Annotated in this window: 18 protein-coding genes; 16 read left to right on the top strand and 2 right to left on the bottom strand. The window is 40.8% G+C overall.

Translation table 11 applies throughout. From position 1 onward, the window contains the following. Nucleotides 1-73 precede the first annotated feature (73 nt). From H540_RS0104740 to H540_RS0104720, 5 genes are all read left to right on the top strand, one after another. Nucleotides 74-325: a DUF2535 family protein gene (locus H540_RS0104740; protein ID WP_028399649.1), complete on the top strand. Its 252-nt coding sequence runs from the start codon at nucleotides 74-76 to the stop codon at nucleotides 323-325. Between the two features lie 139 nt (nucleotides 326-464). After that, nucleotides 465-1,307, top strand: coding sequence for a DegV family protein (locus H540_RS0104735; RefSeq protein WP_028399648.1), 843 nt, complete (start codon nucleotides 465-467; stop codon nucleotides 1,305-1,307). 91 nt (nucleotides 1,308-1,398) lie between these two features. Further along, a complete protein-coding gene (locus H540_RS0104730) occupies nucleotides 1,399-3,102 on the top strand; it encodes a spore germination protein (protein ID WP_081415010.1) in 1,704 nt (567 codons plus the stop codon). Between the two features lie 9 nt (nucleotides 3,103-3,111). Next, nucleotides 3,112-4,215, top strand: a complete 1,104-nt coding sequence (locus tag H540_RS0104725; protein WP_028399646.1) for a GerAB/ArcD/ProY family transporter — start codon at nucleotides 3,112-3,114, stop codon at nucleotides 4,213-4,215. Further along, the gene (locus H540_RS0104720) at nucleotides 4,212-5,360 is read left to right on the top strand and encodes a Ger(x)C family spore germination protein (protein WP_028399645.1); all 1,149 of its coding nucleotides are present in this window, start codon (nucleotides 4,212-4,214) and stop codon (nucleotides 5,358-5,360) included. The genes H540_RS0104725 and H540_RS0104720 overlap by 4 nt, the downstream gene beginning before the upstream one ends. Nucleotides 5,361-5,509: 149 nt before the next feature. Here the strand turns inward: H540_RS0104720 and H540_RS0104710 are convergent, their stop codons facing one another. Further along, entirely contained in the window at nucleotides 5,510-6,478 is a 969-nt protein-coding gene (locus H540_RS0104710) for an MBL fold metallo-hydrolase (protein WP_028399644.1), read from the bottom strand. A 148-nt stretch (nucleotides 6,479-6,626) separates the two neighbouring features. Here H540_RS0104710 and H540_RS0104705 point away from each other — a divergent pair, with 148 nt between their 5' ends. Both H540_RS0104705 and H540_RS0104700 read left to right on the top strand, forming a co-directional pair. Next, a complete protein-coding gene (locus tag H540_RS0104705; RefSeq protein WP_028399643.1) occupies nucleotides 6,627-7,082 on the top strand; it encodes a helix-turn-helix transcriptional regulator in 456 nt (151 codons plus the stop codon). Between the two features lie 66 nt (nucleotides 7,083-7,148). Further along, the gene (locus tag H540_RS0104700; protein WP_028399642.1) at nucleotides 7,149-7,733 is read left to right on the top strand and encodes an SCO family protein; all 585 of its coding nucleotides are present in this window, start codon (nucleotides 7,149-7,151) and stop codon (nucleotides 7,731-7,733) included. Between the two features lie 88 nt (nucleotides 7,734-7,821). Here H540_RS0104700 and H540_RS0104695 read toward each other — a convergent pair whose 3' ends face one another. Continuing rightward, the gene (locus H540_RS0104695) at nucleotides 7,822-8,286 is read right to left on the bottom strand and encodes an Hsp20/alpha crystallin family protein (RefSeq protein ID WP_028399641.1); all 465 of its coding nucleotides are present in this window, start codon (nucleotides 8,284-8,286) and stop codon (nucleotides 7,822-7,824) included. 185 nt (nucleotides 8,287-8,471) lie between these two features. Between H540_RS0104695 and asnB the strand changes: the two genes are divergently transcribed. The 9 genes from asnB to H540_RS0104650 all read left to right on the top strand — a co-directional run bounded on the left by asnB (nucleotide 8,472) and on the right by H540_RS0104650 (nucleotide 15,611). After that, nucleotides 8,472-10,373 carry an asparagine synthase (glutamine-hydrolyzing) gene (gene asnB / locus H540_RS0104690; protein ID WP_028399640.1) on the top strand — a complete coding sequence of 634 codons (1,902 nt, stop codon included), beginning with the start codon at nucleotides 8,472-8,474 and terminating at the stop codon, nucleotides 10,371-10,373. Nucleotides 10,374-10,539: 166 nt separating this feature from the next. After that, complete coding sequence (locus H540_RS0104685; protein ID WP_028399639.1) at nucleotides 10,540-11,022, top strand: GNAT family N-acetyltransferase; 483 nt, start codon at nucleotides 10,540-10,542, stop codon at nucleotides 11,020-11,022. After that, nucleotides 11,019-11,510: a GNAT family N-acetyltransferase gene (locus tag H540_RS0104680; protein WP_028399638.1), complete on the top strand. Its 492-nt coding sequence runs from the start codon at nucleotides 11,019-11,021 to the stop codon at nucleotides 11,508-11,510. The genes H540_RS0104685 and H540_RS0104680 overlap by 4 nt, the downstream gene beginning before the upstream one ends. An 18-nt stretch (nucleotides 11,511-11,528) precedes the next feature. Further along, nucleotides 11,529-11,846, top strand: a complete 318-nt coding sequence (locus tag H540_RS0104675; protein ID WP_028399637.1) for a hypothetical protein — start codon at nucleotides 11,529-11,531, stop codon at nucleotides 11,844-11,846. A 176-nt stretch (nucleotides 11,847-12,022) separates the two neighbouring features. Beyond that, complete coding sequence (locus H540_RS0104670) at nucleotides 12,023-13,006, top strand: N-acetylmuramoyl-L-alanine amidase (protein ID WP_028399636.1); 984 nt, start codon at nucleotides 12,023-12,025, stop codon at nucleotides 13,004-13,006. A 210-nt stretch (nucleotides 13,007-13,216) separates the two neighbouring features. Next, entirely contained in the window at nucleotides 13,217-13,765 is a 549-nt protein-coding gene (locus tag H540_RS0104665) for a cysteine hydrolase family protein (RefSeq protein ID WP_028399635.1), read from the top strand. 221 nt (nucleotides 13,766-13,986) lie between these two features. Continuing rightward, nucleotides 13,987-14,523 (top strand): NADPH-dependent FMN reductase, encoded by a 537-nt coding sequence (locus H540_RS0104660; protein WP_028399634.1) that lies wholly within the window; start codon nucleotides 13,987-13,989, stop codon nucleotides 14,521-14,523. A 79-nt stretch (nucleotides 14,524-14,602) separates the two neighbouring features. Then, nucleotides 14,603-15,157, top strand: a complete 555-nt coding sequence (locus H540_RS0104655; protein WP_034670364.1) for a YdcF family protein — start codon at nucleotides 14,603-14,605, stop codon at nucleotides 15,155-15,157. A gap of 190 nt (nucleotides 15,158-15,347) precedes the next feature. Then, the gene (locus H540_RS0104650; protein WP_028399632.1) at nucleotides 15,348-15,611 is read left to right on the top strand and encodes a hypothetical protein; all 264 of its coding nucleotides are present in this window, start codon (nucleotides 15,348-15,350) and stop codon (nucleotides 15,609-15,611) included. Nucleotides 15,612-15,621 lie beyond the last annotated feature (10 nt).

Here is a 15,621-nt window from a genome sequence, read left to right as displayed (position 1 = left end):
CGAAATTTAGACAAACTTTTCAAGCTTTTCTATTTATACTAAACTTAACTCCACAAAAAAGAGGATTGATATCGTGATTATGAAAAGTTTCTATTTCACTCACCATTCTGGAAAGTGCATTAAGATTGTAGAAATTCCCGTATTAGAATCACAGCATCCTTTAACATTTCAAATTCAGTCGCGCCTTCATTTGTTTGTCTCCAAAATTCAAAAGCAAAATAATCCGAGATTTTCGTACTCGTTTCGGGAGTATTTGCGCAATTCCATGAGATGGCCCGATTACTCGAATGTGTATGAAATCAACTCTCTTGAGAAAAACGCATAGTGAAAAAGGGCAGAATCTTCATTCTGCCCTTTTTCGCGCGGAGAAGTAGTGGTTTGTCGAAAATAAGAAGTGACAGTTGAAAGCGCTGTAAATACTTGTATAATAACAAGGAGAGTGTATTGGAAAGGGACGAAAAATCATGACAAAAATTAAGATTGTGACAGATTCTACGGTAGATTTATCTCAAGAAATGTTACAACAATATGATATTCATATGATTCCGTTGTCCATTACGATTGATGATGAAACGTATTTGGATCGCGTTGATATTACACCAGTTGAATTTATTGAGAAAATGCAAAAAGCGAAAGAACTTCCGAAAACATCTCAACCGGCAGTCGGAGCATTTGTAGAGCTGTATGACCGCTTGGGAGAAGATGGAAGCGAAGTTCTTGCCATTCATATGACGGGCGGTATGAGCGGTACGGCCAGCACAGCGAGAAGTGCCGCTACTATGACAGAAACAAAGGTAACGGTGGTAGATTCCATGTTTATAAGCCATGCTATGGCGTATCAGGTCATTGAAGCTGCTAAGATGGTAAGTGAGGGCCGAACTATGGAGGAAATCCTGGCACGTGTCGAAGAAGTACGGAAGAACTCCTACCTTTACGTTGTAGTAGATACGCTTGAAAATCTTGTGAAAGGCGGACGCATTGGACGCGGTAAAGCGCTGATAGGTTCCTTGCTTAATATTAAACCAATTGCCAACCTTGCAGATGGCGTATATACCCCGGTTACAAAAGTGCGCAGTCACGGACAAGTAGTGAAAACCTTAGCTAAGATCTTCGAGCAGGATACAGCAGACAAAACAATAAAAGCAGTAAGCATTCCGCACATAAAAGCACTTCCTCTGGCCGAAAGCTTAAAAGAAGCTATCGAGAAAGTCAGCGGATTTAAAGATACGCAAATTTTTTATACAACACCAGTTATCAGTACGCATACAGGAGTCGGAGCTATAGGCTTTACGTACTTTGCTGAGTAAGAGAGGGAAACCTCTCTTTTTTCATGTCAGAAAATGGTTAAATCTGCAGTGTGTGGGAAATATAAGAAAAAACAAAATGAGGAATGGGATTATGTTTTTTCGAAAAAAGCGTAAAAAAGAAAAGGACACACAGCATGGCCAAAATGTAACTGAGTTGGCGAAGTCCGAGAAGCGGGAAGAAGTGTATCAAGAACAGAAAAAAAGCGGCCAAAAAAATCAAAAACCGAGCAAAAAAGAAAGCAAACAGAACGATCCGCAAAGTCAGAAACAGACAGATGAGCAAAGCAAGGGCGAAGAAAAAGAGAAGGCTCAGCAGCATATCGCGGCAAGCGCCGCAAACTTCGAGCTTCGTCAGCAAATACAAGAGGCGATGAATGAAAATCCAGATTTGCAGACAAGAACAATCTTCAAAAACCAACAGGATATCACGCTCTTTTTCATAAAGGGAGCTGTAAATGAGCAGGCGCTGAATGAAGACGTGATAGAGAAACTTCTGAAACTGCCGGATGAGATGTTGACAAATAATATGTTGAAACAAGCTGTCCCAATCAACCGGATTCAAGTCAGCAACGATATAAATGACATTTGTATGAATCTCTTGGACGGATGGGTATTCATTCATATTAATGGTCAAGATGACGGGGTATTGTTTAACATATCGCAGCCTCAATATAGAAGTGTGTTTCAATCCTTGAATGAAGCGACTGTGCTTGGACCGAAGCAGGAGTTTACAGAATCTATTGAAACGAATGCACAGGTTCTTCGTCAGATTATAAAAAATGAAGATTTGATTATGGAATCGATGACGGTTGGAAGACGGGCTCCGAAGGAAGTCCGAATTGTCTATATGAAAGGAATTGCGGACGAAGAGAATGTGCAAGCTTTCCGTGAGCGAATCTCTGAACTCGATATGGATGATATAATTGACAGTTCGGTATTGGCTCATATGATTGAGGAAAATGAGTTTTCTTTGTTTCCTCAGCTGTTTATGACAGAGCTGCCGCAGCGTGTATCCTATTCTGTTATGAGCGGTAAGGTAGCAGTACTCATGAGCGGAAGTCCGCTGGCTCTCATTGGACCGGTTACATTTTTTAGTTTCTTTGAATCGACGGAAGATTTGTATTTCAGCTGGAATGTCAGTACATTTTTGCGATTGCTCCGTTTCATTGCTATGTTCATTTCGGTTACATTCACGCCATTTTATGTGGCTACTTTAACATATCATTATGAAATTATCCCATCTGCTTTACTAGTCTCTATTGGACAGTCACGTTCTAACGTACCGTTTCCACCCGTCATGGAAGCCTTGTTGTTGGAAGGTTTAATTGAGCTTTTAAGGGAAGCGGGAGCGCGATTGCCGACAAAAATCGGGCAAACGATTGGTATTGTAGGCGGTATCGTAATCGGGCAAGCAGCTGTACAGGCGGGCTTTACGAGCAACATCTTAATCATTGTAGTTGCACTCAGTGCACTTGCTTCCTTTACGGCTCCTAACTATGTAATGGGTACAGTCATTCGGGTAATTCGATTCCCGATTATTATTGTTTCGGGAATTGCGGGAGGAATCGGTTTAATATTTGGTCTCTCCTTTGTTGTCATTCATTTACTAAAGACCACAAGTTTAAATCGTCCATATTTAGCTCCTATTTATCCATGGCATTTTAAGGATTTCGGACAAAGTATCATTCGGATTCCTCAGCGTTACAATACAAGCCGATCAGGATACAATGAACCGCAGGATGAAATAAAAAAGAAAGTACCAAAGAAGCCAAAGAAAAAAGATATTGATGAGTAGGGAGTTTTTATGGAAAAGACTATTCCAAAGCATCTCATGTTTCCGAGTGCCCTATTGCTTGTCGTTATACATACGCTGCAAATAGGGGTAGGAATTACAGGCTTTGCGCGTTTTGTTTTTAAACATGCAAAACAGGATTCCTGGATAGCCGTTATTTTGGCAGGCGGAATCGCCCATCTTTTAATTCTAATTATCGTTCAAACATTAAAGCGTTTCGACAATATGGATTTGTTTGATATTCACGTTCATCTGTTTGGAAAGTGGATAGGCAATGGCTTAAACATATTGTATATGGGATGTTTATTTAGCTACACGATTACGTATATTATCAATTATTACGCTTTTGCCAGCGAGTATTTAATGCCGGATTACCCCATTTGGCTCATTGCGGTTATGCTGTTGATACTTGTTATTTATGCGGTACGCGGCGGTATTCGGATTGTTTTAGGGGTTTGCTTAATGAGCTTTCTTTTAACAGAGTGGGTGTTCCTCGTGCTTGCACAAACACTTACATATTTTGAGCCGCAACATTTTTTACCGATTTTGGAAGCGAGCCCAAAACAACTTGCCATGGGCACTTACCACATGTCATTTTCATTGACTGGTTTTGAATTGTTGTATTTTCTATACCCTTATGCGAGTGAAAAAAAGACAGTTCATCGTTATTCGCAATGGTCAATTTTTCTTACGAATGTGCTTTATTTATATACGACTTTTTTAACTGTCGGCTTTTATTCAGGCACAGGACTCCTCAAAACAATATGGCCAACTTTGAATCTATATAAAGCGGTAAGTTTTCCGTTTTTGGAGCAATTCGAAATGATCACCATTTCTTTAATGCTTTTAATTTTATTGCCCAATATAAGCGTTTTGCTTTGGGTCGTGTCGAAAGGAGTTAAGAAGGTCACATCTGTGAAACAAACGATTGCGCTTTATGTTCTTTGCGGATGCATTCTTGCTATTTCACTGCTGTTTAAAACTTACAGTCAAATTTCGAAATATACAGATTTATTTAGCGTTGTATCCTTATATGCTTCTTTCATTTATCCGATCGTATTATTTGCTCTTTCTTGGCTTATTCAAACTATTCGAAAGAAGAGGCAAAAACAATGAGAAAACGTATTTCTTTTATCGTATCCATATGTCTTGTTGTATTTCTTTCCGCTGGGTGTGTCATTAAAAAACGTCCGCTTGAAACCTTAGGATTGGCTACGGCTATCGGAGTGGATAAAGGAGAGGGGGATAACATCAAGGGGACTCTTGTAATGCACCATTTCGGTTCCAAGCCTGAGGATGTAGCAGCGCAATTGGAGAGCACAGCGAATACAAGCCAAGGTCTTTTTAAATTTATGAACCTTGAAACGAGCGACAAATTGGTTACCGGGCAGCTGCGTGTGGCTGTATATGGAAAATCGTATGCAAAAGAAGAAGGAATTATCCGCCAGGTTCAAACCTTAAAGCGCGATGCGGCGACACAAACGAACATGTACTTAGCGATTAGCGAAACAACAGCGAAGGACATTCTCTTTCAGACAAAAGCCGAAGAGCACTCGAAAAACATGGGAACGTACTTGTATAAGATGATACGGCAAAACATCGATGGAGAAAGTATGATATCTTGTACAGTGCAAGAATTTTTACGGGATTATCTTCAAGTGGGGAAAGACCCGGTTTTACCGTTTCTGGAAAAACGGCGGGACTTCGTTTTGATTGATGGAGCAGCTTTGATGTTTAGAGGAAAGTACATTACTGATATCAATGCCGCAGAAACCTTTTATGTCAAAGCTATACGCGACGGTTATAAAGGATCGGGACAAACAGATATTGAAATTCCCAATAGCGCAATGAAAAAGTTTTACACAGAAAAAGCGGATCCTGGGCCTTTATTTGTGAACCTTCAGCAAATAAAGGCTAAGCGGAAAGTCAAATTGGTAAAGCAGAAGGATCCTGTATTCGATGTGGATGTTCATGTAACAGCCAATATTGCTGCACTCAGCCAGCCCATCAGTTTGGAAAAGCCCGGCGTGTATGAAGCATTTGAGAAGGCAATTAGCGCTAAGATGGAAAAGGAATTAGCCAAAGAGATCAAGAAAATGCAAAAGTATAAAGTGGATCCTATGGGATTCGGCGTCGTTTATGACACAACCATCCGGCATTTAACGTTAACGGAAAAGGCATGGTATCAAAATCTGTATCCGAAAGCAAAGTTTCGAATTCATGTGAAAACGAAAATTGCACGCTCAGGTGTACTTAATTAATAAAAAAGTAGGAAACGGCAAGGGAGGTCAAAGCTGCGGCACTCATATAAAATCGCTTTTGGATGTAAGGCGGTAAATTATGAAACATATAAACCCTCCTGAATGTCTTTTCTATATAGAATGTTCAGGAGGGCTTATATGTTATACATCTATAATGCGTTTTCCGCTTCTTTTTTTATAACAGCTTTTTGTGCTGTCTCTAGTGCAAAGGTTTGACCAAGAAATAAAATGTGCAGATGCTCCCGCGGCAGCATACGTAAATTCCAATTGTCCTGCAGGCGCTCCAACGCTTCTTTTGGCGTTTCATCAGCCAATGCAAACGAACCGTAATGCATCGGTATGAAATGTACAGCCTGAAGATCCAAGTACGCTTGCACAGCTTCTTCCGGTGTCATATGAACTTCTTTCATAAACCATTCCGGTTCGTATGCGCCAATCGGCATAAGGGCAATATCAATGGAAAAGCGTTCTTTGATATCGTTAAATCCCCGGAAATAGCCGCTGTCTCCACAAAAATACACCGCTTCCTTCAGCTTTTTATTTTCAATTACCCAGCCGCCCCAATGGGAACGGTTCATGTCAAATAACGTGCGGCGCGTCCAATGCTGGGCAGGGACAAAGTGAAAGGACACTTCGTCTACTGCCGTCTCTTCCCACCAATTAAACTCCTCTACCCGCGGAAAGCCTTTGCGTTTGAACAGTTGTTTCATTCCGCTTGGAACAAGATATAATATATTTGAATTGAGTTTGCGCAGCGTCGCAAAATCCAAATGATCATAGTGTCCGTGAGAAATAAGGACGACATCAATAGAAGGCAATTCAGCTAATTGAAGACCAGGCTGTGTCAGTCTCGGGACGATTTTTAAATTTTGTGACCACACCGGATCCGTCAATATGTTAAGTCCGTTTGTTTGAATAAGAAAGGTCGCATGACCGATCCATGTTACAGTTGTTTTTGCCTTGTTTTCTCGTAAAAATTCAATTTGTTTGAGAGGTGATTGCTCTACAAGGAAAGTGAAATCTTTCTTTTTTTTATTGCTCTCTTTTCTCCAGCGCATATATTCCCTCATGGATTTTTTTGTTTTCACTTGATCCATATTTTCAAATTGTTTTACCACTGCCCATATCACCTCTCATATAAGTTATTTCCTAATTTCAATTGTATACAAAGAACGGGCTCGGAAGAAGTAAAATGAATTGACTAAGTATTAAAAAAGTGTAAAATTACAACAAGGTAATTTTTACATAAAATTTGAGGTGCTACATATGAAGAAAGAAGAAGCAACTGCTTTTCTGGCAAAAAAAATGAAATTGGTTCGGATTGAAAGCGGCTATACGCAAGAAAAGATGTCGGAGATTCTCGGCATTTCTAAAAAAACGCTTGTACAAATTGAAAAGGAGCGAGTGCAGCCTTCTTGGACAATCGTCGTTGCTGTATGCGCCTTATTTCGCGAAAGCGAGATTTTACGTTCTTCTTTTGGGGGCGATGCGCTTGAGACTGTTACAACAATTGCCCGTGACCATGTAGAATATCGAAAGGAACGAACGCTTGGAGGAAAAGTATGGTGGAAAGAAGTAGAGAGGATGGGGGGATTTCGTCTCCAGCAAAATATAATCAGTCAACATTATCGCATATTGGATGAAGATGACCATCGTTGGTATAGTACGTTTGATGGGAACGAAGCTGTTGAAAAATTAACGAATTTGTGTCAAGAGAGATAAATGTTTTTGTTTCATAAGCAGTTTTGGTACAATAGTAGTGCAATTTTGCAGAAAAGGAGTTCTAGCATGAAACGTAATCGAAGTCTAGCGATACTCTTCGCCGTGCTTCTTGTCCTGGCAGCAGGATGCGATGCGGGGTCTAAGGTCCGCAATCCTCTAAACTGGGATACGGAAGATTTTCAATATACAAACCAAGATGGAAAGCCGTACGGATCAAAAGAGCTTAAGGGAAAAGTCTGGGTTGCAGATTTTATTTTTACAAGCTGTACAACCGTATGTCCCCCTATGACAGCAAATTTAGCCCGTCTTCAAAAGATGGCAAAAGAAAAAAATTTGGACGTCCATTTTGTATCATTCAGCGTAGATCCGCAAGTGGATAATCCTCAAGCATTGCAAATGTTTGCCGATAAATTTTCAGCCGATCGGAAAAATTGGAATTTCTTAACTGGATATTCCCAGGAGGAAATTGAACGTTTTGCAAAGAAAAACTTCCGCACATTTGTTGATAAACCGGACACGTCTAACCAAGTGGTGCATGGAACATCATTTTTCCTTGTTGACAAAGACGGAAAAGTGGTAAAAAAATACAGCGGAGTCAGCAATACTCCGTATGAAGATATAATTCGTGATATTGAACGGTTAACAAAATAGAGATGCGGCGAAACGCCGCATCTCTATTTCTTATATTGTAAGAAACTCTGAAGATATGTTCAGCTCCACTGGCTAGGTGCTGTCTGTTTTATTCAATTGTCAATATATCGCTTTTTACTGCAATTTTTGGAGCACGAATTTCCAATACGCCGTTTTTATAAGAAGCTTTCGCAGATTTTTTATTAATAGCGTAAGGAAGTTTAATGACCCGCATCGCTTCTGAAATGGAGCGTTCGCGCCGATAGTAATTATCCGCTTTACTTTGCTCTTCTTCTAAAATATCGTCCTGTACCGAAATTTGCAGATATTCTCCCTGAATTTCAATTTGAATTTGATTTTTATTGACACCTGGAAGTTCTGCCTTTACAACAAGGTCGTTGCCGGCTTCATACAAATCAACAGGAAATGTTAAAAGACGATTCCCCTTTTGGAAAAAATGATTCATTTCTGCCATAAAATTGCGCAGCGGCGTTTGCTCAAAAAAGTCGTCAATTTGTTTTAAGTAGCTTTTGATTTGTGAACGAGACGGATGTTTTTGGTTTTCTTCGTCCATCATGATACCTCCCTCATTTGAATCTGCGATATCATATGATAAAAATGCCTAAACGTGAGAACAATTTTGAAAGAAATTTCATTTTTTCCTACTTTTTCTCGCGCGTTCGCCGTTCTTGTGCTAGTATAAATAAGGTCAATATAGTAGTATGAATAAGGATTTCATAAGGAAAGAAGGGTAAAGTTATGTGTGGCTTTGTAGGTTGCTTATACGAGAAGCCTAGAGAACTTTCAACTGAAGATATCGGGCAGTTTGAAGCGATGAATTCAATTATTTTCCACCGCGGACCGGATGATGAAGGATATTTCCGCGATGAACATGTACAATTTGGCTTCCGCCGCTTGAGCATTATTGACATAGAAGCGGGACATCAGCCGTTGACATATGAAAACGAACGATATGTGATTATTTTTAATGGTGAAATTTATAACTATGTAGAGCTTCGTGAAATGCTGTTGGAAAAAGGCGCAACATTTGCGACACAATCAGATACAGAAGTAATTGTCGCTTTGTATGCACACATGAAAGAAAAGTGCGTGGACTACTTGCGCGGTATGTTTGCATTCATGATCTGGGATCGTGAAGAAAAACGTTTATTCGGCGCACGCGATCATTTCGGTATTAAGCCGTTATTCGTTGCGCAGGAAGAAGATGCGATTTATTTTGCATCTGAAAAGAAAAGCATCCTGCATGCATTGGAAGATAAAGGCGTAAACCCTGCGTCTTTACAACACTATTTTACTTATCAATACGCACCGGAGCCTGCGTCATTGACTGCGGACATTAACAAAGTTGAACCGGGTCACTACTTCGTAAAGGAACCGGGCAAAGCGATTTCCTTCCATCGTTATTGGAAGCCGTATTTCAAGGCTTCTAACGCGACAAAAGAGGAACATATTCAAAAGATTCGCGACGTATTATACGATTCTGTAAAAGTGCATATGCGAAGCGACGTTCCGGTCGGATCCTTCTTATCCGGCGGTATCGACTCTTCTATCGTTGTATCTATTGCAAAAGAGTTTAATCCGAATTTACTTACGTTCTCCGTCGGCTTTGAGCGTGAAGGCTTCAGTGAGGTAGATGTAGCGAAAGAAACGGCAGACAAGCTCGATGTCAAGAACTACAGCGTGCTCGTAACACCGGAAGAGTTCATGAATGAATTCCCGAAAATTATGTGGCATATGGACGATCCATTGGCAGATCCTGCCGCTGTTCCTTTATACTTCGTAGCAAAGGAAGCGCGCAAGCACGTAACAGTTGTGCTGTCCGGTGAAGGATCAGATGAGCTGTTCGGCGGCTATAATATTTATCGTGAGCCAAATTCTTTGAAGATGTTCCAATACATTCCGTCACCAGGCAAACGCGTTCTGAAAGCGCTGAGCGGCGCATTGCAGGAAGGCTTCAAAGGGAAGAGCTTCCTTGAGCGCGGCTGTACGCCGATCGAAGAGCGTTATTACGGAAACGCGAAAATCTTCAGAGAAGATGAAAAAGCGGCGCTTATGGAGCACTACAGCAATGATGTAAACTACATGGATATTACGAAGCCGTTGTACAATGAAATCCGTTCTTATGATGATGTGAGCAAGATGCAGTACATTGATATGTTTACGTGGCTGCGCGGTGATATCCTTGTGAAAGCGGACAAAATGACAATGGCGCATTCCTTGGAGCTGCGCGTTCCATTCTTAGATAAAGAAGTGTTCGATGTTGCATCCAAGCTTCCGACTGACTTGAAAATCGCAAATGGCACAACAAAAGCCATTTTACGCGAAGCGGTAAAAGGTATTGTGCCAGATCACGTGCTGGACCGCAAAAAACTTGGCTTCCCTGTACCGATCCGTCACTGGCTAAAGAATGAAATGTACGACTGGGCCGTAACAATCATTAAGGAAAGCCAGACTGATTATTTGATTGATAAACAATACGTTTTGAACTTGCTCGAAGCACATTGTGCCGGAAAAGGCGATTACAGCCGTAAAATTTGGACGGTTCTATCATTTATGGTATGGCACCAAATTTATATGGAGCATAAATATGATACGAGAGCGTTTCATGAAGCGACAAAGCATGCCTATATGAACGTATAATGTAAAAGCCCCTTCTCAAGAAGGGGCTTTTTCTGTTTTTTCACGGAGCTTATTATGAACAACGAAGGCACAAAGAGAAGCGTTAATTTCATTATAAAGCTCATAAATACTTGTCTCGCTTTATACATTTATATTAACATGGTAAGAAAAAGAAAGTGGAGGCCATATGCTTACGTTAGAACCGGTTACAGAGGAGCAGCTTTATATCATACGTGAAATCGTGAATTCAAATCCAGAGTATAATATACTTGAAAACGGCAGTGCAGCGAGAACGGATGAGGAGCTCCGAGAAGAGTTTTTTCACGGTGATTCCAATCGTCATACGTATTTTCTAAAAGCAGATGATACATATGTAGGTCTTGCAGAGTATATGAAGCACAATGAAAGAGACGGCTGTCCGTGGCTTGGACTGCTGATGATTCATGGAGACTATCGCGGCTACGGTTATGGAACGAATGCTTATTTTACGCTGGAGCAAGCATTAAAGGAGCAAGGAACGACAAAGCTGCGTCTTACAGTCATTGAACAGAATCAAAAGGCAAAAGCTTTTTGGGAGAACCTTGGGTTTTCCTTTTTTGTCAAAAAGGAATCCACAAAAGGAATAATGGTAGATTGCTATGAAAAGACGCTTACGGAGGAACTGTCATGATGATTCGAAAAGCCGTACTAGAAGACGTGCCGCAAATTTTAGACATATATAACGATGCTGTTTTGCATACAACAGCCACCTTTGACTTAGAAGAAAAAACATTGGAAGACAGATTGCAATGGTTTCATAAATATAATGATATATACCCATTGATTGTTGCTGAATTGGACGAGAAAGTAGCAGGCTATTGTTCCTTATCCCCGTTTCGGGAAAAGGAGGCTTATAAACAAACTGTAGAAATATCTGTGTATGTACACAAAAAAGCACGGGGAAAAGGAATTGCCCGCGAACTGATCAAGCGCATATTGGAATTAGGCAAGGAAGCCGGGCATCACGTTATCATAGCGGGTATTACAGGAGGAAATGATGTGAGCGTCAAGCTTCATGAAAGCTTCGGCTTTTCCCATGCAGGGACGTTCCGTGAAGTCGGCTTTAAGTTTGGAGAGTGGCAGGACGTTTTCTTTTATGAATTGCTCTTAAAGTCTTAAGAAGAAGGAAGGGAGAGAATGACCGTTGCAATGGGCGTGATTTGTGCGATTCTTTGCTTGATTTTAGCCGAAGGGATACACATATGGCTGGCAAAATTTCTTTGCAAAAAAGGTGCACCGTATGAAATGCAGCATCTGCCGTTGTTTTTCATTATGTTCCTTACATTATGTATTATTCGTCAATACACTTTGTTTCCGCCTGCTTTTACGGCGCTTTTCAAGTTTGGATTGTTATATAGCGGAGCTGGGGCGGTCATACTCCTTTTTCTTGCGTTAATTAGACAAATGCACTATCAATCATACATTTTAATCATCAATTGGCTGAAGCGGGAATAATCCATCACGTTCAAAAAGTGATGGATTTTCTATTTATATAAATGTACGGGAAAACGAGCTTATGTCACGGCACTTTATGTCTATCATTTGCGTATGATAGATTGAGAGAATATATTTTTATATTCAATCAATCTATCAATATAAATAGACGTAAAAGAAAGGAAGAGGCATTTTCTATGAAGCTAGTCATTGACCCTGGTCACGGCGGTACAGATACCGGTGCTGTTGGGAATGGCTTACAGGAGAAAAATTTGACTCTGCAAATTGCGAAGCGTGTTCGAGACATTATAAGTGCGAATTATGAAGTAGATGTGAAAATGACGCGAGAAACAGATGTATATATATCGTTGTCCGAGCGTACAAGCATCGCCAACAGCTTCGGGGCAGATTACTTTATCTCTATTCACATCAATGCGGGCGGCGGAACAGGCTATGAAGATTATATATATTCTGGTCTGTCAGACAGCAGCTTTGCTGCGGGTAAACAGCAAACCGTTCACAATGCTGTTGTTTCTGTTTTGCCAAAATACAGCTTGCCCGACCGCGGCAGAAAGAAAGCGGATTACGCCGTGCTGCGCGAAACAGCAATGGATGCAATCCTTTGTGAGACAGCTTTTATTGATAGCAGTGATGCAAATCTATTGCAGAATCCGCAGTTTATCGAAGATATGAGTCAAGCATATGCGCGCGGAGTGGCAGAAGCGATGGGATTGAACAAACAGCCAAATCCAACTCCACAGCCTGCGGGCCCCATCGGCATAGCAAATATACTTGGAACGAATATCAATTTGCGGACAGGCCCATCTACAAGCTCGACTGTCATTCGCAAGTTAAACAGTCCTGAGTCGTATCTTGTGTACGCAGAAAATAACGGCTGGTTGGATCTTGGTGCGGGCCAATGGGTGTACTGCGATCCTTCTTATATCGAATACCTTAAATATGGAAATCCGGATGGCAGTCCAATCGGTGTAGTTGATATTCTTGGAAATAACATCAATCTTCGCACAGGTCCATCCACGAGCGCTGCAGTCATTCGCAAGTTAAACAGTCCTGAGTCATACCTTGCTTATGCTTATAAAGACGGTTGGTTCGATTTAGGTACGAGCCAATGGGTATACTACGACCGAGCTTATATAAAATATAAGCAAAACAGTAAATAGTAAAGAAATAAGAGACCAATGCTTCGCGTATGGTCTCTTTGTGCGTGAAGAAACGTTTTCATAGATTTCATTACTGTGAATTCCTTTTTACACAGGGAGAGAAGGGTTATTATATGAATTGTCGAATAAGGAAGAGGGGAATGAGACGAAAACCGAAAGAAGTCGTTTTCTCTTGTTTCTCATGAAACAGAAAATAAAGGAGTGATGGATATGAAAAAAGCTTTAATTCACATTGATTATACATATGATTTTGTAGCAGAGGATGGCGCTTTAACATGCGGGGCCCCTGCACAAGAGATTGAAAATAAACTTGCGGACATGACAGAACAGTTTATCCAAAATGGGGATTATATAGTGTTTGCAATCGATAAGCATGAAGAAGGAGATATGAACCATCCCGAGACAGCTCTGTATCCTCCTCATAATATTGCAGGTACAAAGGGCAGAGAGTTGTATGGCAAACTTCAAAATATGTATGAAGCAAATAAGGAAAAACAAAATGTATATTATATGGATAAAACGCGCTACAGTGCATTTGCCGGAACGGATTTGGAGATGAAGCTGCGCGAGCGCGGGATTGAAGAGGTTCATCTTGTAGGAGTGTGCACGGACATTTGTGTGCTTCATACAGCTGTAGATGCTTATAATAAAGGGTTTAAAATCGTCGTCTATGCGAATATGACAGCTTCGTTCAATGAACCGGGACACCACTGGGCGCTCAATCATTTTCGCTCTTGCCTAAATGCAGACGTACGATAGAGAAAATCATGACGATACGCAGCTTCGATTCATTTGTACCGCCGTTTCCCATCCATGACGAAGTATAAAACTGACATGTCGGCGTGTCAGTTTTTTTCATACGCAGAAAGTTCTATAACTGAAGCAATTCGATATATTTTTCGGTGTTTACAATGTTATAATTGAATGAAAAATATGAAAATTTTACCGGGAACGGTTCGCGGCATAAGGAGAGGATAAGTATGAAACTCGCGGTAATAAACGGAACACCTAGAAAACATGGAAGAACGCGTATTGCAGCGCAGTATATTGCAGATGTGTATGATGCAGAGTTATACGATTTGAGCACAGAGGCATTACCCTTATATAATGGCGAAGAGTCACAAAGCGAATTGGCTGCGGTGAAAAAGCTGCGCAGCATGATTGCAAAAGCAGACGGAATTGTTCTGTGTACGCCTGAATATCACAATGCGATGAGTGGCGCTTTGAAAAACGCTCTCGATTTTTTAGGAAGCCGTGAATTTACGCATAAGCCTGTAGCGTTGCTTGCAGTAGCCGGTGGAGGCAAAGGTGGCATTAACGCTTTAAATAGTATGCGGATTGTCGCCAGAGGCGTCTATGCCAATGCCATTCCGAAACAGCTTGTGCTCGATGGCATTTATTTTCAAAATGGCGAGCTGATTGAAGACGCAAAACCGCTCATTCAGGATTTGCTGAAGGAACTGCAAATGTATGTGCGTGCTTATAAATTCATAAAAAGCGAGACAAGGGCGGATTAACATTCCGCCTTTTATAATGGGGGCTTTTTCAAACATCATTTCCATGATGAAGGGGTAAATTTAGGGAAGGAGAAAAAGGATGAAAACAGCAATCATCGGTTTTATCGGAATCATAATTATATATGTTGCAGCAGCTTCATATCTTATGATTGCAGCAGCGCAGGAAAAGCCGCAGAGAAATGCGGAGTATGTGCTTATCCTTGGCGCAAGAGTGTACGAGGATCGGTTGTCGCTGACTCTCAAAGCAAGGATGGATAAAGGAATTGAATATTTAAGAGAAAATCCCGAAACGAAGGTTATCGTATCTGGCGGAAAAGGTGCGAATGAGGTTATTAAAGAAGCAACGGCGATGAAACAATATTTACTCGAAAAAGGAATTAAAGAAGAACGAATTTTCGTAGAAGATCAATCCACAAGCACATATGAAAATATTCAATACTCCATGGAGAAATTTCATATATCAAAAGCGGTGCTTATCTCAAATGACTTCCACATCTATCGTGCCAAATTTATTGCGAAGCGTCTCGGTTTGGAAACAGAGGGACTGGCTGCGCCGACGCCATGGAAAGCGAAAGCAAAGTCATATGCAAGAGAATATTTTGCCATTATAAAAACATGGGTGATGGATCAATAGAGCTTTGTAAATTTACAAAAACAAAATTATAATTGGAATCTTGCTTTGTACAGTTATCTCCATTTGTATGCTGTTTCACGGAAAAATTGAAATATAAATGAGCTGCTGCAAGGAATTGCTCTTTCTTTTATCGAATATGTATATACAAGTATTCATACTTTCCGTAATACACACTAGGGAGTGGTGGAAGATGGAAGAGAAAGAGCAATTGCGACGCATTCGGGATTTAGCCCGAGAAATTATGGAGACATTGCTTCAGGAATCCTTTTTTAACCGCGGCTCACATTTGAGAGACTCAGTGGAGAACTTAGCTAATACAGTAGCTGCATTGGCGGAAATTCAGCTTGAAGAAGACAAAAATGCACATGACACACTGCGGTATACGATTACAAAAATGCGAATTGCACGCAACGCAGTGGAACAAGAAAAACAAACGAAAAAGCATCTTGCATAACCTCGGCCGT

This window comes from Ectobacillus panaciterrae DSM 19096, assembly GCF_000430785.1.
Taxonomy (GTDB): domain Bacteria; phylum Bacillota; class Bacilli; order Bacillales; family Bacillaceae_G; genus Ectobacillus; species Ectobacillus panaciterrae.
This window is presented reverse-complemented; position numbering and strand designations above follow the sequence as displayed.

Bases quoted from the DNA above. Each gene is read 5' to 3' on its own strand.
- H540_RS0104725 (WP_028399646.1), top strand. From the start codon at position 3,112: ATGGAAAAGACTATTCCAAAGCATCTCATGTTTCCGAGTGCCCTATTG.
- H540_RS0104735 (WP_028399648.1), top strand. From the start codon at position 465: ATGACAAAAATTAAGATTGTGACAGATTCTACGGTAGATTTATCTCAA.
- H540_RS0104670 (WP_028399636.1), top strand. From the start codon at position 12,023: ATGAAGCTAGTCATTGACCCTGGTCACGGCGGTACAGATACCGGTGCT.
- H540_RS0104680 (WP_028399638.1), top strand. From the start codon at position 11,019: ATGATGATTCGAAAAGCCGTACTAGAAGACGTGCCGCAAATTTTAGAC.
- H540_RS0104685 (WP_028399639.1), top strand. From the start codon at position 10,540: ATGCTTACGTTAGAACCGGTTACAGAGGAGCAGCTTTATATCATACGT.
- H540_RS0104660 (WP_028399634.1), top strand. From the start codon at position 13,987: ATGAAACTCGCGGTAATAAACGGAACACCTAGAAAACATGGAAGAACG.
- H540_RS0104730 (WP_081415010.1), top strand. From the start codon at position 1,399: ATGTTTTTTCGAAAAAAGCGTAAAAAAGAAAAGGACACACAGCATGGC.
- H540_RS0104700 (WP_028399642.1), top strand. From the start codon at position 7,149: ATGAAACGTAATCGAAGTCTAGCGATACTCTTCGCCGTGCTTCTTGTC.
- H540_RS0104675 (WP_028399637.1), top strand. From the start codon at position 11,529: ATGACCGTTGCAATGGGCGTGATTTGTGCGATTCTTTGCTTGATTTTA.
- H540_RS0104705 (WP_028399643.1), top strand. From the start codon at position 6,627: ATGAAGAAAGAAGAAGCAACTGCTTTTCTGGCAAAAAAAATGAAATTG.
- H540_RS0104665 (WP_028399635.1), top strand. From the start codon at position 13,217: ATGAAAAAAGCTTTAATTCACATTGATTATACATATGATTTTGTAGCA.
- H540_RS0104650 (WP_028399632.1), top strand. From the start codon at position 15,348: ATGGAAGAGAAAGAGCAATTGCGACGCATTCGGGATTTAGCCCGAGAA.
- H540_RS0104655 (WP_034670364.1), top strand. From the start codon at position 14,603: ATGAAAACAGCAATCATCGGTTTTATCGGAATCATAATTATATATGTT.
- asnB (WP_028399640.1), top strand. From the start codon at position 8,472: ATGTGTGGCTTTGTAGGTTGCTTATACGAGAAGCCTAGAGAACTTTCA.
- H540_RS0104720 (WP_028399645.1), top strand. From the start codon at position 4,212: ATGAGAAAACGTATTTCTTTTATCGTATCCATATGTCTTGTTGTATTT.
- H540_RS0104695 (WP_028399641.1), bottom strand. From the start codon at position 8,286: ATGGACGAAGAAAACCAAAAACATCCGTCTCGTTCACAAATCAAAAGC.